Consider the following 21,504-nt stretch of genomic DNA (forward strand, 5'->3'; position numbering starts at 1 on the left):
ATATTTTGAAAATGTTATAACTTATTGTTTTTTATCTATTATGATAATATTTGCCTAAATTCATATTGTTATTTCTAATTTTATTTGCTTTCTCAGGATTGCTAATTCCTGTAAATACCATCTATGCAAAATCTGCCCAAGATACATTAACAGTTCATACAGTATGGGTAACTGGCAACAATTCTTGCTATCACAACGATGTACAAAGAATGAATGAATTTAACAAAGAAATTATTGTAAAATATCTTTTGGCATACGGTTTAGATTTTTTTTATTACCCTCCAACATGTATGACTGAATCTCAATATAGGTCATATACATCTCCTGATTATACTGATCTTGTAATTGTAGTCTATAATCAAAATATTGGACGTGATATATTACACGCAAGAAACATTGGAGGTTTTTTTGAATGGAGTAATACAAGTAACAAAAATGCATTAACAATTGAAACCTGTGAATGTATGTCATCAAATTTTAATGATTCTGTATGGGTCTTGTCACATGAGCTGGCTCATTTTGCTTTATACTATTTAGGATATGACAGAGATATTTTTGAAGGATATGTTCATGCTGTTCAATCTAGATATTACTCATATTGTCCTGATGGGGATACGCGAGATTCTAGATGCGATGGATTGTGGGAAAAAATCAAAGGATATTCAAGAGATTATACTGTCATGAAAGTTTATCCAGGCGCAACAAGCGTCAAACCTCCGCAAGCCAAGTATGTGAATTATGTTGGTACACAAAATGAACTTGTTCAATCACTTGAAAAGAAAATCAATTCTCAAAGTTCAAGCCCCCAACAATATCCAGTATTTACATCCCAACAAAAGCAAATTTTAACGAAAAAAATTGACTTGGCTTCTGAATCTATTCTTAAGATAAAAGAAGGACTGAATGAATCGTGGAACTATGTGATGGATGCACGAAAAAACTACCACAGTGATATAGCCAAGTTCCATGTGGATAAAGCATTTGATAATTACAATAATCTATACTATCAAAGAAACAATATTGAAAAAGATCTTAATTCTCTAGTATCAAATTATCTTGGATTGGAAAAATCTGTTAATTCTTACAAGACCACTCATTATGATGATTATAATAGAAAATTAGACCAATTCCTTTCTCAAACAAATAAGATTGGATATGACATGAAATACATTTCACAGGAACTAGATTATGCCAAAAAAGCAGAAGATGAAACTAGAAAAACTGTGCCCAATTCAGATAACAAACAGTGTTTTCTTTTCTGGTGTATTTGAAATTTCTAACTGATCATAATTCAAGTCATTACCAACTTTTTACGTACAAAAGGGGGGCTTTGCCTTTTTATTGATAGTCAATAATTATAGCAGTTTTTTCAGAACCAGTTAGATCATCCTGTATCACATCCAAAATATCAGAAGTATTAATGAGACTAGAATAATCTACCAGTTTAAGATCATTTAAAAGATAAACTTTAGGTGCAATTTCAGAATTGCCAGATTCAAAATAATCAGTTAGTTCTTCCAAGACGGTTATTTTGCCACCTTGAATAATTCTCCCATTTTTTATTGATAGTTTTGGTTTTCCATATCGATCTAAAACTAAAATATGATGTTGTGTCTTTTTGCCAAATAATTTTCTAATTTCCATATGACCAGTAAACACAAAATAATGATCAGTTTCATAGCTCAGGTCAATTAAATCTTCAGAAATTTCAATTATTTTGCTAGTTCGTTTTTTAGCATCTTCTAATGTAAAAATATTTTTTGAGGTCTCAGCACTATCTAATTCAACATTACCAACAGCAGTTACACGTAAAAGAGATTTCTCAGATACAAATTCACTATTAATCATTATTGATTCAGGAATAGCACCTTTGTCTACTAGCACAGTATGTATTTTTTTATAAACTTGATTAATTTTTTCAGGGGTAGGTTCAATCATTGTTTGCTCCATCTCTTCTTGAAGCATCGATGACGCCACACCAATTGAAGAAATAACTTCAGCATGTTGTGCTTTTTCATATTTAATTCCTAGTTGTTTTGCAACAAATGGAACAAGAACTGAAGCTCCACCCCCTCCTCCGATTAATGTTGTATCATATGGATTCATTTTAAATTCTTTTAAGATTTTAGTAATAGTTTTTGTGATCTCAAATGAAGCTGTTTGAATTATTGACATAGCAATTTCATGATATGACACTCCTACAAATTCAGCAAATATCTTCAAAGCAATTTTTGCAGATTCTTGATTCCCAAATGCATAATCATTTTTTTCGATCATGCCCAATGCGTTTGCCGCACATGTGTTAGTAATTGCATAAGTGCCATTATTGCATTTTATTGCAACATATTCGGATTTATCATTTGACATGGGCTTTATCAGGATTATTTTCCCTGTTTTAAGATCTTCAGGATCTGCAAAACAAGAATATTTGAGGCCAGTGATATGAGCGCTACGCGGACCTACGTTTGAGACCCTTTTTTGTTTTAATCCAACCATGCTACCACCAGCAACGCCCAAAATTCTCACATCCATTGAACGAATACAAGTAGGATGATCTTTTACTGTAACATAACGGATTTCAGGTTTACCGTTTTTTATAATACAGATATTAGTACTGGTGCCACCAACTTCAACAAATATGCCATTTGTTATTTTTAGATATAATAATGCGCCAGCAACACTTGCTGCAGGGCCGGAAAGAATCGTAAGGATTGGTTTTGTTTTAAAAGTATCCATACTAGTAACCCCACCATCGCCTTTCATTATCATCAATGGTGCAGTAACACCTGTTTTACGGATTGCATCTTCAACAAAAGTTGCAACTTTAAATGTTTTAGGTAAAACACTGGCGTTAACAGCTGCGGTCAGAGTTCTAATTTCTAAACCATAAATTCCAGATATCTCATGAGATGCCATAGAAAGTGTTTTTTCTTTTGATGCGATATTCATAACAAATAATTCATTTGATGGATCATCAACTCCAAACGCTTCAGTTGCAATTATCACCTCTGCACCTTTTTCTTTTAATCGGTTTATTGCAGCAGTTACTTCTTTTTCGGTAATTAAATGAGATGTATCTAAAAATTCATGTGTTGTTTTAATGTCTTGATTTGTATTTATTGTAGAATCCTCTAAATTTGTTCTTTTGACTATGTCCTTTTTTGAAGGGCCTACGCCCATTGCAATTATTCCAACTTTTGATGTATCTGATTCTAATAATGCGTTAATTGCTTGTGTAGTACTATGAGAGATTAACTCGATCTCATTAATTCCAATTCCAGTTTCATCAATAATTTTTTTTAATGCAATCACAATACCTTCAGAGACACCTTTTTCTGAACTATGAGTTGTAGGAACAGTAGATTTTGCTAAAAGTGAGCCGGTTTTTACATTAATTGCGACAGCTTTTGTAAAGGTTCCACCAACATCAATTCCAACTCTGATTCTTTGCTTATTCATCCAAAGCCCTTCCTTGATTTTCGCATTGAAGCTAGTTGTTGTTCTTTTCTTGGACGCATTATCAAAATGTATGTTGATGCAACAAGATAAACACCAAGTAATATCACCTGAGCAATAATAGTTTCCAAAGTAGGATAAATTCCAGTCATCATTGCAAGATTGATATCTAATCTAGGTATAGTGCCAATTAATCCAGTGTATGGTACAATATCCAATATCTGAAGTTCTCTAATTGCATTTCCTAAAAATGCAATTGATAAATAGGCGCCCACACCCATTGTCAACCCAAATAACACACGTAATGGTAATCGTTTTCCCAATTTTCTCATTATATAATACAGACCCAAAAGTGAAACCAATCCAATGGCAAAGCCAAGACCTACATAGATTTCCATGTATTTTGCAAACCCAGACATTGCTTGGTAAAATAAAACAGTTTCAAATCCTTCCCTATACACAGTAAAAAAGGATAGCATTACAAAGACCATAACACTACCAGTAGTGGTAGCTTGCCAAACTTTTGCTTTAACAAACTCCATCCATTTTTTGTGTTCAATTTTATTTAAAACCCAGAAACTAACATAAAATAAAACGGCAGTTGCAGACAATGCCGCAATTGCTTCAATCAATTCACGATTTGCCCCTGAGATTTCAATAATATATGATGCAATAACCCAAGTAACGGCAGTAGCTGCAAAGGCAGCAACAATTCCATAATAAACATATTTTTTAAATTGATTATTTCGTGATGCTTCAAGATATGTCAGTATAGCACCAAGAATCAAGACAGATTCCAATCCCTCTCTAAATACAATTGCAAAAGAAGACGAAAATGCAATTGCTGGGGCAAGCTCACCCGTCCCAGTTACAATTCTTTCAGATTCATCAAGATTTCGTTTTATTCCAATAATGACATCATGAATTTCATTTTGAGGGGCCTCTTGTTTAATCAAGTTTCGCAAAGTAGCAAATTGGTATTCTACCTCAAGTGTAAAATCTGGATCAATTGCCCTAAGAGGAATCTCTACAAATTCATAACTATCAAGGTATGCTGAGCGAGATGATGCATGAGCCGATTGAATATCACCTTGGTCATAATGTAGTAATGTTTCTTCTAACTGCTCACGAATTATATCGATTTTATTTTTAACTACTGTTTTTTGATCATCAGATGTATCTCCCATAGATTTTAAATTCTGGGTTGTTTGTGCCCCGCCATTAACAAGAGGAATAAGTTCACTAGTCATTTTTTCAGCTTTTGCCAAATCAGGTAAAATTGAATTTTCAATAAATTGAACAATTGTGTTTGGATCCTCTTTTTGAATAATCATTTTTCGAAGATTTTCACGCATATCAATTTCCAATGTATTTAATAACGACTCATCCACTTTTTTAATATCAGATTCTAAATATTCAAAATTTTCAAGATACGCCTCAATTGCAAGTTCTTCAGCAGTTGAATAATCATCAGAATTAACTGCAGTAATTAATTTAGAATATAAGTTTCTAATTACACTGTATAGATTTGTTTTATCGATTGTAATCGTTTCAGTTTCTAACAAATCACGTTGTATGGCAGTAATTAAATTGCCAACAGTCACAAAACTACTTTTATTTAAAACAGATTTATCCAAATCAGTAAAAAACGAGTCAATCTCTTGTTTCAACCGATCGTCAGATATTGGATTTTGATTCAAAATAAGCTTTGAATGTTCGATTAATGATAAGGTAAAAAAGTATGATTCATTGTTTTTATGTTGAAAAAATGTTTGATATTGTTCGTCAGCTTCTGATAAAATAAAAGCCACAATCACATTAGAATCATCATTTAATGAATTGGAGGACAAAGTTTCTTGTAGTTTATTTATTTGAACAATCAAATTTTGTGAATTTGATTTTGCTAAAATACTTGAATGAATATCAAGTAATTCTAGGTGAATATTATCTGAAAGATCAGAATCAACTGTTCTTAAAAACTGAATATTTTTCCCATAGAAATTATTAGTTAGAGCAGAATACTTTTCTGCAGCATCATAATTATCCTCCAAAATGGCTTTTTTTGTTAACTCCAAGCCTAATTCAGCAATAGTAAAAATAGAAGCATATTGTTCTTGATTTTGAGCATATACATTAGCAGGTATAAAATACAACCCAAATGCTAAAACAACAATAATCAAATACCAATAAAATTTGTATTGCATGGATTAACGATTAGGTCTAGCTAACTGTATTTAAACAAAAGATTAATTCTACAATCTTAGAATGAACAACTAAGAATGTAAAATTCAATCTTTTTTATTTTTATTATTTTAACTGGTATTTGTTTTAGGATTAGACGTATTTGGATAAAGATGTAATGTGGGTTCTAAATCAGTCAAAGTGATTTCAACTTTACCAATACGACTACGATACTGTTTAATCTTTTTTCCTTCAGGGGAGATTACAAATTTATCTACTTCAGCAAGTGCTAATTCTTCCAAATTCGATAAGGTTTTGTAAACTGTAGATATTGAAATTTTTAATTCATCTGCAATTTGTGTTGCATCTTTTGATTCATTTTTAATTGAAAATAACACAGCTCTAGTGCAAACATTGCTTAAAGATTCAATTATTTTTTGAGTTATGTCAAATTCACTCAGTTGGATTATGTTTGGTTTTGACATTTAGATCATCAGTTAGGTACCAAATTTAGGACAGGATCAGGTTTTTTTATTGAAATATCTGCCTTACTTATTCGACTTTTGTAGATTTTGAACTTTCTACCTTTATCTGAAATCATCCATCGTTCTACTTCAATTAATGTAAGTTCCTCAAGATCACCTAATTTTTTATAAACGGAGCTGAGCGGGATTTTTAGTTTATCTGATAAGTCAGCTGCAGTCATTCCTTTTTTTATTACTGAAAACAGTATTGCCCGAGATTCAGAATCTGCTAATGCTTCAATTACTTTTTGAGTGACATCATATTTTTTTAATTGAGGTAATGTTAAACGTCGTGTCAATTAAATTAAAAATCAATAAAGAGTTATTTAAATTACATCATAACATTCTCATTCTAGAGAGTTAGAACAATTAATTAAAAGTAGACTTTAATTCATTATCAGGCTTGAAATGATTCCAAAGAGAACCTAAAATTATACCCAAAGATAACCAATAAATTGAAACTGCCACTGCAGACATTATTCTAAAATGATCAACTAAATTCATAGGGGCAGTGATTTTGTCAGGGTTTTCTGGCATTGCAAAAAATACCATTCCAACAAAAACAGCATATCCTAAAATCGCAATAAATTTTTTATTCTTTAATTTTTTAAATATCTTGTAAAATCCTAAAGCCCCAAATCCAGAAATTGCAATAAAAGTTAGAAACAATATCGATCTTAATACAACAGTATCTGGATCGCCAACTGTTGGTGGATTTGCAGGATATTTTAAAAATGGAATAAAGTAAATTGCAAGCCACATTATTCCTGCTAAAATTAGAGATTTACTCACATAAGATTTTCCAGGTAAAGAGTTTCTTGAAAGTACAAAAACAATTCCAAACAAAGAACCAATAGATATTCCTAAAATTGCACCAGCTAAAACTTGACCACTTTTTTGCCAATATCGATAAGAATCAAATTCTGCTCTAAATTCAGGAGTGTCTTTTGCTTCACCTGAAGCAAAAAGATGTTGGTTTTCAATGCCAATTGCATGATCTAATGAAGGTTCAACAAATACAAGATTAGCAGTGCTGTGAATTAGTCCTGCCGAGAAACCTGAGATTAAAACAATGATAATAAAAAGAAATATTCTCATCAGGTTAACTCCCTAATGACAAGGAAAACCAGCAGCGTGTCTCATATCATGAGTAAGTTCATGGATGTAAAGATCTTGAAATGCTTCTTCTCCATATACCAAACTAAAGATATGTCCCTGATCAAATCCAACAACAAATAATCCTGCTGCAAAAACGATAGATAATACCACAATTGCGATTACAGGAACACTGTTTTTAGATGCATTAATTTGTCTTGATTGAGACATGAAAGATTCCGTCAATCAATCGTATTTAAATTCTTGGACAATTTGTCCAATTAATAAAGAAAAATTATTGCAGGCTCAAAACATTAATGTTATTTTTAGATCGAACATACTGTTACTTTTGTCGTATTTCACAATAAAAAATTAAGAAAATGAGAAATTTGGAATTAGGACAAAGTCAAGAAAAATATCAAGACATGATATCACAAACAATAGAGTCCTCGTTAATTGATCTATATGGAATAAACGGATACAAATCGATTATTCAAACAATGATGAAAGAGTGCAATAAATCTGAAAAAGAAATTACAGGAAATTACGAACTTTTTTCTAGCATAATTCAAAGAATTTTTGGGAAAATAGGAGATTCAAAAATCCTAGAACCAATTAAAATGGAAATAAATAAAAATCAAAACACAAGCTCAATTTCTCAACCATAACAAAAATATTTCAATCATTATTTATTGAATTTATATATCAACTTAGGCTAGAAGAATCTTGCGTAAAAATATTCAAATGTTACAAGATATCGTATCTAGAAAAGGTTCAAGCAAAATACTCACATTTAGCATACCACATGTTTTCAAGGCATTACAATTATTAGATAAGGAAGGTTTTGTTAGTAGAGCAACCTTTGTAAAAGAGATTCATCTAGGAGAAGGAGCAGTCAAGACATTAATTTCACATTTAAAAAAAGCAGAGATTGCAGAGTCAACAAAATCTGGAACATTTCTTACAGAAAAAGGAAAAAAACTAACAAATCAAATAAAAAATACAATAGCAAAAGAATGTAAAGTAAAAAAAACATCAATAATACAAGGAAAACATAATCATGCGATTTTATTAAAAAAATATTCCAAAATGATCAAAACAGGTATTGAGCAAAGAGACTATGCAATTTTGTATGGGTCTTTAGGTTGCACTACAATGATATACAAAAATGAAAAATTAGTTTTTCCAGGAAATGAAAGAGAATGTTTTCCCAGAGACGCAAAAACAAGAAAATACATCATTGAGAATTTATGCCCATATGAAGAAGATGTCATAATAATTTCATCAGCAGATGATCCTTTTGTAGCAGAAATATCTGCAAAAAATGCGGCATTATGGACAATAGCAATTGGATAAAACAAGGAAACTATTTACTAGAAAATAAAATCAGCAAATCTATGAAGAGAAATTTCGTACTTACAATTCCAATCATAATAGGGATTTTGGTAGGGTCGTTCTTAGCATTTTACCCACAAACAGATGATAATTCAAAAATACTAACTGAGACAAATTTAATTCATAACGGTTCACCGATTCTAGGAGATCCGTCAGCAAAAATTACAATTTTAGAGTGGGGCGATTATCAATGTACGTTTTGTTATAAATTTCATCAAACCACACTAAATACGATTAAACAAGATTTCATCAATACTGGAAAAATAAAGATGATATTCAAAGACTTTCCATTAAATGGTGAAGATTCTATTTTGGCTGCAGAAGCAGCATATTGTGCTCAAGACCAAGGAAAATACTGGCAATACCACAACGAACTATACAAGAACTGGGCAGGCGAAAGAACAGGATGGATTAATCGAAACTCATTAGATAAATTCGCAGCGACTGTGGAATTGAATTTAGATAATTTCAATACATGTCTTGATGATCACAAATATTTAGATAAAGTGAATCAATTATATCAATTTGGAAAAGAGATAGGTGTTGATGCCACACCATATTTTCTAGTTTTTAATAATGAAAAAATAATCAAAATAAGAGGCAATCAACCACTTGAAGTCTTTTTAAAATCCATCGATGAATTATAATTTTAGGAATATGATGAATTGAACCAACCAAACTTAATATTCGTATAACAGGGAGCAAAAACAAATGGAAAAGATCAACATAGAAAAAGTAGATTCTGTTAAACTTTATAAAATTAGAAAAATGTTAGAAGAACTTTCCCAAAAATCAGGGAGAGGGACAGAATTGATCAGCGTATACATCCCAAAAGGAAAACAACTACACGAAATTATAAGCACCTTACAGCAAGAACAAGGGACAGCTGACAATATCAAATCAGATTTGACAAGATCACATGTAGTAGATTCACTAGGCAAAGTAGTTCAGAGATTAAAACTGCTCAAAAAAACACCAGATAGAGGACTTGTGATGTTTTGTGGAGCACTGCCACCTGAAGGAGGAGGTCCTTTAGGAAGTGAAGTGGTAAAAGTATGGGAAATTGATCCTCCAAAAGACTTGAAACAGTATCTTTACAGGTGTGATGATCATTTTCATGTAGACATTCTAAAAGACATGTTAAAAGACGATAATCTGATTGGCTTCTTAGCTATTGATGCTAAAGATGCCGGGTGGGGATTATTACATGGCGATAAAATAGAAGTACTTTCACAAACAGGCTCTGGAGTAGCAGGTAAACACAGACAGGGAGGACAATCTGCAAAAAGATTCCAAAAATTAAGAGAAATGGAGCTTTCATATTTTTACAACAGGGTTGCCGGAACAACAAGAGAATACTTTATTGACATTTATCCTGTAAAAGGACTAATAATTTCAGGTCCTGGACCTACAAAAGAAGATTTTATCAATGGAAATTATTTAGAATACAGATTACAAAACATGATCATCAATACACTAGATTGTGGATATTCTGGAGCAGAGGGAATTAGAGAGGCATTTGCAAAATCTGCTGAGCTTTTATCAGATTTCAGAATGGTAGAAGAAAAGAAGTTAATTGAAGACTTGTTTAGAGAGGTAAACTCACATTCAGGGTTAGGGATATATGGATTACAAGACGTGATTGAACTTTTGAAAAATAATGTAGTAAAAACTTTGATCATCACAGATGACACAAACTTAAATCGAGTTGAAGGAAAATGCCGCAGATGTCATAATATTCAAGAGATAATTGTTGAAAGAAGAGATGTTATTCCAAAAAAAACAGAATACTCAAGCAAACCTTGCCCTGCATGCAATGCAATGGAAGTTGAACCAAATGAACAAGACATAGTAGATTATTTAGAACTTCTTGCCGCTAAAACAGGAAGCAAATTAGAAGTAGTTTCAGGAAGTGCAGAACATGGAACTATGCTATCAAGCTTGGGTAAAGTAGGCGCCATACTTCGATATAATCCAGGTCATACTAAAGAAGCAAAGACTTGATTTTTTTTGCAAGAATTGAAAGTTCATCTGCATTTGAGATTGAACGTTTTGTCCAAATCGTTCCTTTGTGATTATACCTTGGAATAATGTGGACATGGACATGAGGAATGATCTGTTTTGCAGCCCTTCCGTTGTTTTGTCCAAGACTAAATGCATCAGCATTAGTTGCAGATAAAATGGCGTTAGCTAGTTTTGGCACTATGGAAAACAAGTCACCAACGGCTTTTGAATTCATATCGGTGATTCTTTCGTGATGTTTTTTTGGAACCACCAAACTATGACCTACATCTATTGGATACTTGTCTAAAAATGCAACATGTGATGAGTCTTCATATAGAATATGAGCGTCTTTAACTCCAGATAAAATATCACAAAAAATACAACTCATAATAAAATTGAATTTTTTGATTTTATTATTGTTTCATCGAACAGTTAATTAGGGCAAATTTTTGATTTATGATTAATCATGGGAAGAAAAGAGAGAAGAGAACGTGAGCAAAAGCGTGAAAATTACGCTACAAAGCGCTCTTCTGAGAAAAGAAAGAACATGATGATAGCCATAGGAGTATTTGCGGTAATAGCTGTAATTGTAGGTTATTCAGTTTGGATTTTTATGAATATGACAACAAATGCACCTGGCGCACCAGAAGGAGCAGGTCCACTAGGAAGTGAGCACTCTCACGCTGCAATGTTAGTTAAGATATTCGGAGACACGTTTGACTTTTCATTACCTGCTTATCAAATTAAGACAAGCTGGATTCATTTTGAAGGAGGAGATGGAACCACAGTTCACAAGCATGCAACTGGTGTGAATTTAGGATTTTTGTTTAATTCAATGAAATTAAAAGTGGATGATAAATGCTTCATATTCCAAGATGGAAGACAATTTTGTTCAAATGAAGATTATTCATTGAGATTTTTCATCAATGGTCAAGAAGTGAATGACGTTACAGGGTATGAGCCAATGGATCAAGACAGAATTCTCATTGTATACGGTTCTGAAACTCCTGAAGAGATTCAAGAATTATTAAAACAAGTGGGCACACAACCAATATTAGAAAGATAATTTTTCAGTATTTTTAATTATTATTCGTCAGATAGTTCTTGTGTTGTGAATTGGGCCATTTTATCAAACAGCATATAATATCCACATGTAGTGCAGCGCAAAACAGTCAATTCAGTAGTAAGAAATTCTTTATCTTCAAATCTACCGCTTAATTTTACATTCTCACCTGCAATTTCTGCTTTATTACTTTTACAAACAGGGCATTCAAGTGTTTTTTGCTCCATATGATTCCCAAATAAGATTACAATTTAAATCATTGAAACTTTTTCAAAAGATAATCTCAATAAAGTCTAAATTATAGCAATTTACATTTGTCATGTTATGGAAATTTCCAGTAGAAATGTTGTAGAAGGAACAGCTAGAGCTCCTCACAGAGCAATGTACAAAGCCATGGGATTAACAGATATTGATTTATCAAAAGCGTTTGTAGGAGTATGTCATACTGGAAACGAAGCTACTCCATGCAACATCCATCTTCCTAGATTAGCTCTTAAAGCAAAAGAAGGAGTCAGTGATGGTGGTGCAACACCTAGAGAATTTTCAACAATTGCAGTAAGTGATGGAATTGCAATGGGTCATGAAGGAATGAAATCATCATTAATTTCAAGAGAAGTTATTGCAGATTCTATAGAATTAATGGTTAGAGCTCATCAATATGATGCATTAGTTGGAATTGCTGGATGCGATAAGAGTTTACCAGGAACTATGATGGCAATGGCCAGATTGAACATACCATCAGTATTTGTTTATGGTGGAACTATAATGCCAGGAATTCTAAATGGTCAAGAATTAACAGTAGTGGATGTTTACGAGGCAGTTGGAGCATATGATGCAGGTCAATTATCTCTTGAAGCATTAAAAAATATAGAAAATACTGCTTGCCCAAACGCAGGATCATGTGGGGGAATGTTTACCGCAAACACCATGGCATCTATTTCAGAAGCTATAGGTCTTGCTTTACCAGGTAGTGCTAGTCCTCCAGCAGAAGATGACAGAAGAGAGAAAATGGTTTACGATACAGGAGTTGCGTGTGTCAGATTACTAGAACAAAATATCAGACCACATGAAATTTTAACATTTGAGGCATTTGAAAATGCAATCACAATGCTAAATGCAGTGGGAGGTTCTACAAATGGAATTTTACATTTATTGGCATTATCAAATGAAGTTGGAGTTAAATTAACATATGATGATTTTGAAAGAGTTAGAAAAAAGACACCACATTTAGCAGATATGAAACCTGGTGGAAACTATGTAATGAATTCACTCGATAAAATCGGAGGGATTCCATTTGTCTTAAAAAAATTAGCAGAAAAAAAATTAATTCATGATAATTGCATTACAGTTACTGGAAAAACAATCAGAGAAAATCTTGCTTCAATGAACATATCTGAGCCAGTACAACAAATAGTAAAATCAGTTGAAAATCCAATTCATTCGGTAGGAACTGCTGTGATATTGAAAGGAAGTTTGGCACCAGAAGGGGCAGTAATTAAAACAGCTGGAGTTGAAATGACACGATTTACAGGAAAAGCACGTGTGTATGACAGAGAAGAGTATGCATTTGACGCAGTATCTAAAGGAGAAATTGAAGAAGGTCATGTTGTTGTAATCAGATATGAAGGTCCTAAAGGAGGACCAGGAATGAGAGAAATGCTATCAACTACTGCAGCACTTGTGGGTCAAGGTTTAGGAAAAAAAGTTGCAATGGTAACAGATGGTAGATTTTCTGGAGGCACTCGCGGATTTATGGTAGGACACGTTGCTCCAGAAGCATATGTTGGAGGTCCTATCGCTCTAGTAAAAAATGACGATGAGATAACAATCGATACTGAAACTAACATTCTTGACATTCATGTATCGGTAGAAGAGTTAGAAAAAAGAAGAAGGCAATGGAGTCCACCAAAACCAAACTACACAACAGGGGCACTAGCTAAATATGCAACATTAGTTGGTTCTGCTGCACAAGGTGCAATTACTAGTGCAAAATTATAATTTTCAATAATTTAACAAAAAAATCCCAAGAATTTCTTTTTTAATAGAAACAAAAGAATGAATCGCTCACAAGGTTTATAGATCACCGATCTATAATTAATTTCAGAGATAACAGGAAAAAAGAATTACGTTACAATTATTGAATTACTGTTGTCTACTAAAGATAATTAAAATCAAGATATTTGCCATATGTTTCTAATCCTTTCAAAATATTTAAGACTGATCTGTAATTTATAAAAATATGGGGTTGCTTACAAAAAAAATTCTAGAATATCAACAAAAGAAACTAGTACAAGCAGAAAATTCTCTCAAATCACATATTTGCAAAAAGGAGCAACTAAAAGAAACAGGCTCAGATAAAGAGATTGCAAATCAGGATAAAATGATCAAAATTTGGAGTAACAATATTGAAAAAATTAAGCGAGAAATTAACAAGCTCCAAATTAAAGGCTAAAATTTCATCAATACGCTTATGTTTGTATTAAACAGAATAGTGATATGGGTTCATTTGGAGACTATACAATTGCCAAATCATCATCTGTTGACATAAACAATATCAAATGGACCCAAAAAAACCAAGATACCACCGAGAAATCAAAAAAGAGTAAAGAAAAAACAAAAAAAATATCACCATTGAACATCACATATACAGACGATGTAAAAAATCAAACATCAGATAGAATATTCAAAATTCAAACAGAACAGACAGAACAAAAAAAGAAGAAACATGAGAAAAAAGCCAAGACAGCCTCCACATCTAGTTCAAAAATACAGTACTCATTTAGTCGACGTGGGCGATAATATTAGATAAATTAATTTTTGTAAGAATCATTAATTCATTGATTTTCTATGCCTAAAACATCATAATATGCACGTGGAATCATTCTTTGTGCTTTGAAAAACACATTGTTAACTGCAGTATCTAGTACGTATGTTTTTGCCCAATCATTTTCACTTCTAATTGAACGACCAAATCCTTGTAATAATTTAGTCAGAGTTTGCGATGTATACCATAATGGAAATTTGTCCATTTTTGCTTTTGTTCTTTTTTCTTTATAATTTGGATATGGAACTTTGGCGATGATTTGAAATCGCGACAAATCATCTTTGAGATCAACTCCTTCCCATAATGAAGAAGAAAGTAAGACACTAGTAGGATCAGATGCATGTTCTGAAATAATTTCATCTTGAGTTTTTCCATCTTGATTATAACTGTGACATATCCTAATTCGTCTAGTATTTTTTGGAGAAAGATATCTAAGGATTTTTTGACATCGAGGAACAGAAGAAGTTAGAATTAAGCCTCTTTCACCAGAATGTTCATTCATTATTCTATCAATTACTTTTATCACTTCAAGTTCATCGGATTCAGTAGAGCCATAGCTTAATCGTTTAATGTTTAAGAGATCAATTCGTCGATTATCAAGAGGAAATGGGGATTTAGGAGTATCAATGAATGCAACATCGTCTTGGACTAATCCCATATTTTCACAAAAGCTGAATCGATCAATTGTGGCAGACATGAATATTTGATATTCTGTGGTGAAAAAAGAATTTGCAAATGAAGACACATCGATAGGTTTCACAGAAATTGATCTAAAGTTTCCATTCAAATCTCTAACAGGATCATTTACAACAAAATTATCTTTTCCAGTAAGAATATCAATTTTAGCTTGTGCGGCTCTATCATATCGTCGCTCTAATCTTGTTATAGATTCATAATCAGGTTCTCTTTGAAATGAATCACTTTCCTTAGTGTCTTTAATTTTTTTGGCATAAGAATACGCAATATCATCAATTAGTTGAATCATAGAATCTAAATCTGAAAAATCATATTTTCCAGAATTCAAATTACATTCGTCAATTTGACCATTAAAAATATCAAATCCAATAAATTGCATTATTTGGTCTTCAATTTTATGGGCCTCATCAAATATCGAAACTTTCCTATTAAGATAATCTTCAAATAATTTTTTATTAAATTTCATAATTTGAAAAAAAGCATGGTAGTTCCATAGAGAATGTTTTGAAACAAGAGCATCATATTTTTGAAGATAATAGTGACATGATTCAGTATTTTGTGTGTGTTCATCAACTTGTTTGATTGTTGGTTTGAATTTACATACTTCAACTACCTCTTTTCCATTTTTAATTATTTTTTCTTGACATTGTCCTTTGTCACAAGTTAGCCCCCATCGCATAGCTCTTCTAGTATTATCTACTTTTTCAGACTCCATCATTTTCAAACAAGCAAAATTTTGTTTACCCTTTACAGGTTTGAGAAATGGAATATCTTTGATGTATTGATCTTGAAGGTGTTTTGAGGCTGTAATTGTAAATGAACTATCAAAATATCTAGATACCGTAGCTCCAACTAGAGATTTTCCTACTCCAGTAGGTGCACATAAAATAATTTTTTTATAACCTGATTTTAATTTCTCTTCAATTTCAAAAATTATTTTTTTTTGAATATCACGTGGAGAAAATTGATCTGGAAATTTTTCTAAAAGAGACAGGATTAAACCTGATTTTCTTTAATATTAAAAGCATGAAGGTTCTACTATTATCAAATGCATGTGATGTAGTTTAATATCTAGTAAGATCACAGTAAATCATGGAATTATTAGAAGACAAAATGAGAGTGTGGTTAGAAAGTGCTAAATTTGTTAAAGCTATTCCTGGGGTGTATGTATTGTATAACAGAAACAAAGATGTGATCTACATAGGTGAAAGTAGTAATTTAGAAGAGACGTTCACAAAATACGTAGAAACGGAATTTGAAGGAAATGAATGCAAACAGAAAACACAATCATATCAACGTGAATTCACTAATAATCCAAAAGAAAGACAAATTCAATTAATTGAAGAGTTCAAAAAACAGTCAGGAAAATTACCATCCTGCAATACAGAGATTGCATTAGAAACGCATTAATGATTTTTTGTTAAATCATCTATAGTCTAATGTATGTTTCAGGCATAAAAATAGAGAAAGTAATTAATTTAAGAACATCGTAAAAGTATAATGCATCAGTGTTATTATTGTGAACAAATTTTTGATTCAAAAGAAGCATTGTATGATCATGTTGAAATCCATTCAGATATTGAACGAAATCAAGAAATAATGGATAGAAAAAAGAAGGCAAAAAAAGACTAGCCTCATTTTTTAGTTTAAACAATCAATTACTAAATAAAATTAGAGTAATAGTGAGATTTTGTCCATTCAGGAATAGAAATATGGATTTTAAAATAAAAGAACATGGAATGGATTGAATCACTTTTAAAAAGATCATGCGACAAAACACTAACAAAAAGTGAAGTATTACATAGTTTGTTTCACATGATTGAGATAAATGAAAACACATTAAATCACATACAAACAGACAAGAGAGATTTTGGACCAGAATTAGAAAAACTAAAACAAACTGAAATTAGAGATTTAGATTTCCATCTAAAATATTATCGCAGTCTTGTCAATTATATCAGTTCAATCCCTGAAAACAAAATTATCAAACAAGAATAAGATTAGCAAGTTACAATATAACAAGATTGTAAAGAGTGGTAAAAAAATTACATCCGTAATTTTTTAAATATATCATCAAATTTTTGTTGTTTTTCAAGTGTTTGTCCATAATTTGTTTGTCCATCGTATTCTTGACGTTCGTCAAAAAGATATTTTTCCCATTTTTCCATTTCGTTTGCTATCATTAAAGATGAACTTTCACGTGCATATTGTTTTTGTTGTTCTTGATTTTGACCACGGGTAGAGAATTTTTTTCCAAAGAAAGCATCTTCTAGGTGCCTAGTTATTTTAGGTTTAAGTAATTCAGCAAGATCAAAATGTCCTTGTTCATGTTTTAAAAGCGATGTTGCTTCTTGAGATTGTCTTATCCAAGACAACATTGGATAAAATTCAGCAGTTAAAACAATATTTTCTATAAAAAATTTAATTTCATCACCAATTCCTTCAGAATTTATGGTCCAAATGTAAGAGTATTTGATAGTACTATGAGAATCTTCAAATGCTGCAGGATTAGAATCCGCTTTAAAATCAGATAATTTTAAAAAATAATCTTTAGACCAAGCAATAACGTTATTTTGACTCATTAAAGTTCTTAGCAATATATGGGAATAAAATTATTGATTTTTGGACATTTTCTATAAAAGCAAATAAATCAATTAAAAGATAATTTATCAAATTAATGAGATGTTTGACGGCTATGAATTCTAGGGAATGGTCGATTAGGCAAACGTAGGAATGCCGTCAAACATGATGACTCAATATCATAATATCAAAATAGATTAAAAGAAATAGTGTGTTTAAATTGAAAAACAATTTCCTATCACTCTAAAATATGTAATATTTAGTCATAATTAACAAATTTAAGAAAGGATCATTTTTTCTAACCATTTTGATCAATTAAAAAAACATATTTCATTTTAACAGTTTTTTCATAATTAAAACATCAAAAATATTGGAAGCAAGGCTGTTTGCATATTTGATGGCTTTAATATATCCCCCAAAGGGACTGAAGCAATAAAGACATCAAATTTGCTTGCTTTCCCTTAAACTATTAATTTCAGACAAATTCAAATTAATTTATGAATTTAAAATTAATTATTTCGATGGGTGTAGCAATCATATCATTAGCTATAGGATTAATTTTATTATATGATATTACAAAATAAACAAATTAAAAATTCAAATGAAATTAATTTTTGACATCAAAATTAGGATGACAGTCCAATACATCCAAAATAGAATTACTTTGATTAATTAATTTATGTTGTTGTTCTATAAGTAAATTGATTTGTTCTGCTTCAGAATTTAATTTTTTTAAAGCTATTTGTGCTTTTTCAAATTCTTCTGCAGATAATGTTTTATTTTCATAATATGAATAGTGTTTATAATATTCATCATACTGTAGATGTTTACGAGATATACTATCTGAAAGAGATTTAATTTGAATTCGGAGTTGTTTATCTTGTTCAAGTAGTAATTTTTGACCAACATAAAGTTCTTCAAATTTTTTGGGGATTGTAAATCCCAAAGAATCAAAATCAGATGAAGGTGACTCATCTGAATACATTAAACTACTTTTATCGGTGTTATGCCCTAAACCTAAAACATGACCTATTTCATGCATTATTATATTTGAAACCATATTTTCATCATTTTGAACATATTTCCCATTGCAATCTTTATCACCAACAGAAATATCCAATACACATCGATTTAAAATTCCAAATAACATTGAATTGCAAGTAGCTAAACCTGAATGAGTTTCAGATGCATATACTTGCCATCGAATAATAAAATCGGGTTTATCAGATTCTATAAAATTCAAATTTGGGTTTAATGATTCCCAAGTTTCAAGTGCTTTATGTAATGCATTTAATGGGATTTTTTCATCAGGTAAACTCGGAATAGGCTGAACAGAATACGTTAGTAGTTTTTTCTCATTACTAGGCACAAATTTTGATAATTCTTTAATATTTTCTGATGCATGTTGTAACTCTGTAGATTTTTGATCATCAAAGGGGAGAAAATTTGCATACCACAGATAACCAAAAGCAACTACAAGTAATAGCAAAATTAGCAGTACCTTCATTAAAAAAAACAGGTCATTGGAATAAGTAAAACTTTCTATAGATTAATTGATTACATCATAACAGTAATTGAAAATTTCACATGCTTACGCATATTATTAATCAGTATTAAATAATAAAGAGATACTCTGAATAGAGGAGAAAACATATGCAAAACAAAAAATTTGATGATAAAAGATATCAAGAATTAATAAAACAAAAAGAAGAATTTGAAAAAAATAGACCACATGACATAGAAGCCATGAGAAGATGGAAACATTCTATGGGTAAAATTTTGGAAGAGTTAGAATTATTTAAAAAATAGTAAAAATGCATCGTGTTTTAAATCACATGGTTATTTTTAGAGTCATCTAACATGGATGTGATTTTGATAAATAATTGTATTTTTCAATTGAGTTTAATAAATCTGGATTCAATTTAAGAAGTGCAATCATACTAGAAAACGCTGGACATGGATTATCAATAGAGAATAGTTCTTCACAGTTTGGGCATTGTATTACTGTATGTGAACCCCAATCACATTCAATATCATCTATCAAATCAAAAATTACATTAACATTACAAGAACTACATTTCAAGAGAAGATTATCAATTTTCTTCATAACATTAAACTCATAACAAATTATTAAAATCACAATATAACTTGTAATAATTGATTCAAATAGTCAAATAATTTCCAAGTTTGAAGAAATGATCAAATTAATCAAACATAAAACTAGATATAATTAAGACAGGAGATTTTTTTAAATTATGGTTATTATTTTAAACAGAGGTCTACGAAATGACTGAATGCCCCACCTGTAAATTATCCATGGAATCGCATTCTACGGCAGAATTAATGGAGTGTTGTATGAAACAAATTGGTGATGATTTTACTGAAGAAGATCATGGAATATGTCCAAATTGCAAACATTCGATCAAAAAACACAATCATAAGGAACTTGCAGAATGCACATTAGCATTTTTTAAATCAAATATTCAGGATTAAACAAAGTATCGATTTTTAATTTTCTAAAAATTAAAAAACAATCAAAATAAAAAAAGTTACAACATTTTGAAGATAAGCATAAACAGTGGTCAATTGAATTCAAAATAATGGATCAGTTAACAGAGATACTTATTGAGAAATATTCGCCCATGTTAACAAATAAGCAAGTATGGGAATTTGAGCAAATTCATGAAGATATTAAATTCGACATGTTGTATGTAGAGCCTGGAAATAAAGACACAATATCATGGAAATCAAAATTATCTCATTTAAATAGCGATATCAGAGAAACTGTAGTGAATACTTTTGATTATCTTGCAGATGGATATGAGTTATGGATAACTAGTTCTAAAAATGATCAAAAAATTGATACTTCACTAATACCGTATATCATGGCAGTGTTAGTAGATACAATGATTGATGAAGAAATTTGTTTAAAATTCAGAGAAGAAAATAACTGCTTAGTTGTTGCAGTTGATTCACAGACAGATGTTATAGATTGTAAAGAGTTCTTTGAAGAATTTTATCACCTAGCAACTGGATTCAATTATGATGTAAACACTGGAATTCCTGATGATGAAACTGAAGCAGAAATGTACCTGACAAGATTGCAAGAAGAATTTGATCTAAAAATGAAGGAAAAGCTAGGTGAAAAATATCTTCCAGGAAATAATGATCCAGAATCGATGGCTTCCAAATGATCAAGTCAAACAACCATAGTTCATTAAACTTTAAGTGAGTAAAAATCAAAATGGAATATGGAACACACTAAAGAATGTGAATATAGAAATGCACATGATATGATTCATGCCAATTGTTTTTGTAAATGCCATAAGATAACAATAATGTAATCAAAAAAATGGATTCCATTTACTCTAAATGTAATACATTCAGAACATAAATGAAAAAATTCTTTAGTGGTAAAAAATGACAATATTGTTGATTGGATAGATTGGGAAATGAACAATGCCCATAACCTTTCTCAGACTAGAGCAGTGAAGCTCGTCACTCAGGTCTGATAAACAAGGTCTTTGATACCAATCATTTACAGTGACAGCCACATTGACAACTATCAGAGATACAACGATTTTGTTTACAATCTAGACAACGTTTACTTCGACCAGTTTTCATTCTTAATTCTTCAATTCTTCTTGCCTTATCACTCATGAAAAGTAACATATCATGTATTCAAA

28 protein-coding genes are annotated in these 21,504 nt (G+C 31.1%); 15 read left to right on the forward strand and 13 right to left on the reverse strand.

Annotated features, from left to right (window positions below; genetic code table 11):
- Window positions 1-50: 50 nt before the first annotated feature.
- Window positions 51-1,271: a hypothetical protein gene (locus K5782_RS01040; RefSeq protein WP_297463261.1), complete on the forward strand. Its 1,221-nt coding sequence runs from the start codon at window positions 51-53 to the stop codon at window positions 1,269-1,271.
- Window positions 1,272-1,338: 67 nt separating this feature from the next.
- On the opposite strand, the gene K5782_RS01045 is transcribed toward K5782_RS01040, so the two are convergent.
- From K5782_RS01045 to K5782_RS01070, 6 genes are all read right to left on the reverse strand, one after another.
- Complete coding sequence (locus tag K5782_RS01045; protein WP_297463263.1) at window positions 1,339-3,459, reverse strand: hydantoinase/oxoprolinase family protein; 2,121 nt, start codon at window positions 3,457-3,459, stop codon at window positions 1,339-1,341.
- Window positions 3,456-5,660, reverse strand: a complete 2,205-nt coding sequence (locus tag K5782_RS01050) for an FTR1 family protein (RefSeq protein ID WP_297463265.1) — start codon at window positions 5,658-5,660, stop codon at window positions 3,456-3,458. Before K5782_RS01050 ends, K5782_RS01045 begins: the two co-directional genes overlap by 4 nt.
- Before the next feature lie 108 nt (window positions 5,661-5,768).
- Window positions 5,769-6,122 (reverse strand): helix-turn-helix transcriptional regulator, encoded by a 354-nt coding sequence (locus K5782_RS01055; protein WP_007550585.1) that lies wholly within the window; start codon window positions 6,120-6,122, stop codon window positions 5,769-5,771.
- 8 nt (window positions 6,123-6,130) lie between these two features.
- Entirely contained in the window at window positions 6,131-6,460 is a 330-nt protein-coding gene (locus K5782_RS01060; RefSeq protein ID WP_007550586.1) for a helix-turn-helix domain-containing protein, read from the reverse strand.
- A 70-nt stretch (window positions 6,461-6,530) separates the two neighbouring features.
- Entirely contained in the window at window positions 6,531-7,259 is a 729-nt protein-coding gene (locus tag K5782_RS01065; protein ID WP_297463268.1) for a CbtA family protein, read from the reverse strand.
- A gap of 12 nt (window positions 7,260-7,271) precedes the next feature.
- On the reverse strand, window positions 7,272-7,487 hold the full coding sequence (locus tag K5782_RS01070; protein ID WP_297463270.1) for a CbtB domain-containing protein: 216 nt from the start codon (window positions 7,485-7,487) through the stop codon (window positions 7,272-7,274).
- Between the two features lie 158 nt (window positions 7,488-7,645).
- Here K5782_RS01070 and K5782_RS01075 point away from each other — a divergent pair, with 158 nt between their 5' ends.
- From K5782_RS01075 to prf1, 4 genes are all read left to right on the forward strand, one after another.
- Entirely contained in the window at window positions 7,646-7,924 is a 279-nt protein-coding gene (locus K5782_RS01075; RefSeq protein ID WP_297463273.1) for a hypothetical protein, read from the forward strand.
- Window positions 7,925-7,982: 58 nt separating this feature from the next.
- On the forward strand, window positions 7,983-8,612 hold the full coding sequence (locus K5782_RS01080) for a DUF4443 domain-containing protein (RefSeq protein ID WP_297463275.1): 630 nt from the start codon (window positions 7,983-7,985) through the stop codon (window positions 8,610-8,612).
- 41 nt (window positions 8,613-8,653) lie between these two features.
- Window positions 8,654-9,298: a thioredoxin domain-containing protein gene (locus tag K5782_RS01085; RefSeq protein ID WP_297463668.1), complete on the forward strand. Its 645-nt coding sequence runs from the start codon at window positions 8,654-8,656 to the stop codon at window positions 9,296-9,298.
- A 64-nt stretch (window positions 9,299-9,362) separates the two neighbouring features.
- On the forward strand, window positions 9,363-10,655 hold the full coding sequence (gene prf1 / locus K5782_RS01090; protein WP_297463278.1) for a peptide chain release factor aRF-1: 1,293 nt from the start codon (window positions 9,363-9,365) through the stop codon (window positions 10,653-10,655).
- Here the strand turns inward: prf1 and K5782_RS01095 are convergent.
- On the reverse strand, window positions 10,636-11,043 hold the full coding sequence (locus K5782_RS01095; RefSeq protein WP_297463280.1) for an HIT family protein: 408 nt from the start codon (window positions 11,041-11,043) through the stop codon (window positions 10,636-10,638). The two genes, prf1 and K5782_RS01095, sit on opposite strands and share 20 nt — an antisense overlap.
- Before the next feature lie 78 nt (window positions 11,044-11,121).
- Here K5782_RS01095 and K5782_RS01100 point away from each other — a divergent pair, with 78 nt between their 5' ends.
- Entirely contained in the window at window positions 11,122-11,721 is a 600-nt protein-coding gene (locus tag K5782_RS01100; RefSeq protein ID WP_297463282.1) for a protein-disulfide isomerase, read from the forward strand.
- Between the two features lie 20 nt (window positions 11,722-11,741).
- On the opposite strand, the gene K5782_RS01105 is transcribed toward K5782_RS01100, so the two are convergent.
- Window positions 11,742-11,945 (reverse strand): hypothetical protein, encoded by a 204-nt coding sequence (locus K5782_RS01105; protein ID WP_297463284.1) that lies wholly within the window; start codon window positions 11,943-11,945, stop codon window positions 11,742-11,744.
- 97 nt (window positions 11,946-12,042) lie between these two features.
- Between K5782_RS01105 and ilvD the strand changes: the two genes are divergently transcribed.
- From ilvD to K5782_RS01120, 3 genes are all read left to right on the forward strand, one after another.
- Window positions 12,043-13,716 (forward strand): dihydroxy-acid dehydratase, encoded by a 1,674-nt coding sequence (gene ilvD, locus K5782_RS01110; RefSeq protein WP_297463286.1) that lies wholly within the window; start codon window positions 12,043-12,045, stop codon window positions 13,714-13,716.
- A 241-nt stretch (window positions 13,717-13,957) separates the two neighbouring features.
- Complete coding sequence (locus K5782_RS01115; protein ID WP_297463288.1) at window positions 13,958-14,170, forward strand: hypothetical protein; 213 nt, start codon at window positions 13,958-13,960, stop codon at window positions 14,168-14,170.
- A gap of 44 nt (window positions 14,171-14,214) precedes the next feature.
- Entirely contained in the window at window positions 14,215-14,517 is a 303-nt protein-coding gene (locus tag K5782_RS01120) for a hypothetical protein (RefSeq protein WP_297463290.1), read from the forward strand.
- Between the two features lie 35 nt (window positions 14,518-14,552).
- On the opposite strand, the gene K5782_RS01125 is transcribed toward K5782_RS01120, so the two are convergent.
- Window positions 14,553-16,235 carry a helicase C-terminal domain-containing protein gene (locus K5782_RS01125; RefSeq protein WP_297463670.1) on the reverse strand — a complete coding sequence of 561 codons (1,683 nt, stop codon included), beginning with the start codon at window positions 16,233-16,235 and terminating at the stop codon, window positions 14,553-14,555.
- A 95-nt stretch (window positions 16,236-16,330) separates the two neighbouring features.
- On the opposite strand from K5782_RS01125, the gene K5782_RS01130 reads away from it, so the two are divergent.
- The 3 genes from K5782_RS01130 to K5782_RS01140 all read left to right on the forward strand — a co-directional run bounded on the left by K5782_RS01130 (window position 16,331) and on the right by K5782_RS01140 (window position 17,236).
- Window positions 16,331-16,648 (forward strand): GIY-YIG nuclease family protein, encoded by a 318-nt coding sequence (locus K5782_RS01130; RefSeq protein WP_179366155.1) that lies wholly within the window; start codon window positions 16,331-16,333, stop codon window positions 16,646-16,648.
- Between the two features lie 90 nt (window positions 16,649-16,738).
- Entirely contained in the window at window positions 16,739-16,870 is a 132-nt protein-coding gene (locus tag K5782_RS01135) for a hypothetical protein (protein ID WP_297463295.1), read from the forward strand.
- 102 nt (window positions 16,871-16,972) lie between these two features.
- The gene (locus K5782_RS01140) at window positions 16,973-17,236 is read left to right on the forward strand and encodes a hypothetical protein (protein ID WP_297463297.1); all 264 of its coding nucleotides are present in this window, start codon (window positions 16,973-16,975) and stop codon (window positions 17,234-17,236) included.
- A gap of 47 nt (window positions 17,237-17,283) precedes the next feature.
- Here the strand turns inward: K5782_RS01140 and K5782_RS01145 are convergent, their stop codons facing one another.
- Both K5782_RS01145 and K5782_RS01150 read right to left on the reverse strand, forming a co-directional pair.
- Window positions 17,284-17,820, reverse strand: a complete 537-nt coding sequence (locus K5782_RS01145; protein WP_297463299.1) for a hypothetical protein — start codon at window positions 17,818-17,820, stop codon at window positions 17,284-17,286.
- Between the two features lie 605 nt (window positions 17,821-18,425).
- Window positions 18,426-19,325, reverse strand: a complete 900-nt coding sequence (locus tag K5782_RS01150; protein ID WP_297463301.1) for a matrixin family metalloprotease — start codon at window positions 19,323-19,325, stop codon at window positions 18,426-18,428.
- A 146-nt stretch (window positions 19,326-19,471) separates the two neighbouring features.
- Here K5782_RS01150 and K5782_RS01155 point away from each other — a divergent pair, with 146 nt between their 5' ends.
- Entirely contained in the window at window positions 19,472-19,627 is a 156-nt protein-coding gene (locus K5782_RS01155) for a hypothetical protein (protein WP_297463303.1), read from the forward strand.
- A gap of 46 nt (window positions 19,628-19,673) precedes the next feature.
- Here the strand turns inward: K5782_RS01155 and K5782_RS01160 are convergent, their stop codons facing one another.
- Window positions 19,674-19,925, reverse strand: a complete 252-nt coding sequence (locus K5782_RS01160; protein ID WP_297463305.1) for a hypothetical protein — start codon at window positions 19,923-19,925, stop codon at window positions 19,674-19,676.
- A 179-nt stretch (window positions 19,926-20,104) separates the two neighbouring features.
- Between K5782_RS01160 and K5782_RS01165 the strand changes: the two genes are divergently transcribed.
- Both K5782_RS01165 and K5782_RS01170 read left to right on the forward strand, forming a co-directional pair.
- Entirely contained in the window at window positions 20,105-20,311 is a 207-nt protein-coding gene (locus tag K5782_RS01165; protein WP_297463307.1) for a hypothetical protein, read from the forward strand.
- A 107-nt stretch (window positions 20,312-20,418) separates the two neighbouring features.
- Entirely contained in the window at window positions 20,419-21,012 is a 594-nt protein-coding gene (locus K5782_RS01170; protein WP_297463309.1) for a hypothetical protein, read from the forward strand.
- A gap of 340 nt (window positions 21,013-21,352) precedes the next feature.
- Here the strand turns inward: K5782_RS01170 and K5782_RS01175 are convergent, their stop codons facing one another.
- Window positions 21,353-21,478: a hypothetical protein gene (locus tag K5782_RS01175; protein ID WP_297463311.1), complete on the reverse strand. Its 126-nt coding sequence runs from the start codon at window positions 21,476-21,478 to the stop codon at window positions 21,353-21,355.
- Window positions 21,479-21,504 lie beyond the last annotated feature (26 nt).

The sequence above is a fragment of the Nitrosarchaeum sp. genome, from assembly GCF_025699065.1.
In the GTDB taxonomy this organism is placed as follows: Archaea; Thermoproteota; Nitrososphaeria; order Nitrososphaerales; family Nitrosopumilaceae; genus Nitrosarchaeum.

What these genes read in the sequence shown, in the direction of transcription:
- K5782_RS01050 (WP_297463265.1), bottom strand. Translation starts at nt 5,660, where the DNA reads ATGCAATACAAATTTTATTGGTATTTGATTATTGTTGTTTTAGCATTT.
- K5782_RS01175 (WP_297463311.1), bottom strand. Translation starts at nt 21,478, where the DNA reads ATGAGTGATAAGGCAAGAAGAATTGAAGAATTAAGAATGAAAACTGGT.
- K5782_RS01120 (WP_297463290.1), top strand. Translation starts at nt 14,215, where the DNA reads ATGGGTTCATTTGGAGACTATACAATTGCCAAATCATCATCTGTTGAC.
- K5782_RS01140 (WP_297463297.1), top strand. Translation starts at nt 16,973, where the DNA reads ATGGAATGGATTGAATCACTTTTAAAAAGATCATGCGACAAAACACTA.
- K5782_RS01085 (WP_297463668.1), top strand. Translation starts at nt 8,654, where the DNA reads ATGAAGAGAAATTTCGTACTTACAATTCCAATCATAATAGGGATTTTG.
- K5782_RS01045 (WP_297463263.1), bottom strand. Translation starts at nt 3,459, where the DNA reads ATGAATAAGCAAAGAATCAGAGTTGGAATTGATGTTGGTGGAACCTTT.
- K5782_RS01150 (WP_297463301.1), bottom strand. Translation starts at nt 19,325, where the DNA reads ATGAAGGTACTGCTAATTTTGCTATTACTTGTAGTTGCTTTTGGTTAT.
- ilvD (WP_297463286.1), top strand. Translation starts at nt 12,043, where the DNA reads ATGGAAATTTCCAGTAGAAATGTTGTAGAAGGAACAGCTAGAGCTCCT.
- K5782_RS01065 (WP_297463268.1), bottom strand. Translation starts at nt 7,259, where the DNA reads ATGAGAATATTTCTTTTTATTATCATTGTTTTAATCTCAGGTTTCTCG.
- K5782_RS01165 (WP_297463307.1), top strand. Translation starts at nt 20,105, where the DNA reads ATGACTGAATGCCCCACCTGTAAATTATCCATGGAATCGCATTCTACG.
- K5782_RS01070 (WP_297463270.1), bottom strand. Translation starts at nt 7,487, where the DNA reads ATGTCTCAATCAAGACAAATTAATGCATCTAAAAACAGTGTTCCTGTA.
- prf1 (WP_297463278.1), top strand. Translation starts at nt 9,363, where the DNA reads ATGGAAAAGATCAACATAGAAAAAGTAGATTCTGTTAAACTTTATAAA.
- K5782_RS01055 (WP_007550585.1), bottom strand. Translation starts at nt 6,122, where the DNA reads ATGTCAAAACCAAACATAATCCAACTGAGTGAATTTGACATAACTCAA.
- K5782_RS01155 (WP_297463303.1), top strand. Translation starts at nt 19,472, where the DNA reads ATGCAAAACAAAAAATTTGATGATAAAAGATATCAAGAATTAATAAAA.
- K5782_RS01100 (WP_297463282.1), top strand. Translation starts at nt 11,122, where the DNA reads ATGGGAAGAAAAGAGAGAAGAGAACGTGAGCAAAAGCGTGAAAATTAC.
- K5782_RS01130 (WP_179366155.1), top strand. Translation starts at nt 16,331, where the DNA reads ATGGAATTATTAGAAGACAAAATGAGAGTGTGGTTAGAAAGTGCTAAA.
- K5782_RS01160 (WP_297463305.1), bottom strand. Translation starts at nt 19,925, where the DNA reads ATGAAGAAAATTGATAATCTTCTCTTGAAATGTAGTTCTTGTAATGTT.
- K5782_RS01115 (WP_297463288.1), top strand. Translation starts at nt 13,958, where the DNA reads ATGGGGTTGCTTACAAAAAAAATTCTAGAATATCAACAAAAGAAACTA.
- K5782_RS01095 (WP_297463280.1), bottom strand. Translation starts at nt 11,043, where the DNA reads ATGAGTTGTATTTTTTGTGATATTTTATCTGGAGTTAAAGACGCTCAT.
- K5782_RS01170 (WP_297463309.1), top strand. Translation starts at nt 20,419, where the DNA reads ATGGATCAGTTAACAGAGATACTTATTGAGAAATATTCGCCCATGTTA.
- K5782_RS01135 (WP_297463295.1), top strand. Translation starts at nt 16,739, where the DNA reads ATGCATCAGTGTTATTATTGTGAACAAATTTTTGATTCAAAAGAAGCA.
- K5782_RS01105 (WP_297463284.1), bottom strand. Translation starts at nt 11,945, where the DNA reads ATGGAGCAAAAAACACTTGAATGCCCTGTTTGTAAAAGTAATAAAGCA.
- K5782_RS01145 (WP_297463299.1), bottom strand. Translation starts at nt 17,820, where the DNA reads ATGAGTCAAAATAACGTTATTGCTTGGTCTAAAGATTATTTTTTAAAA.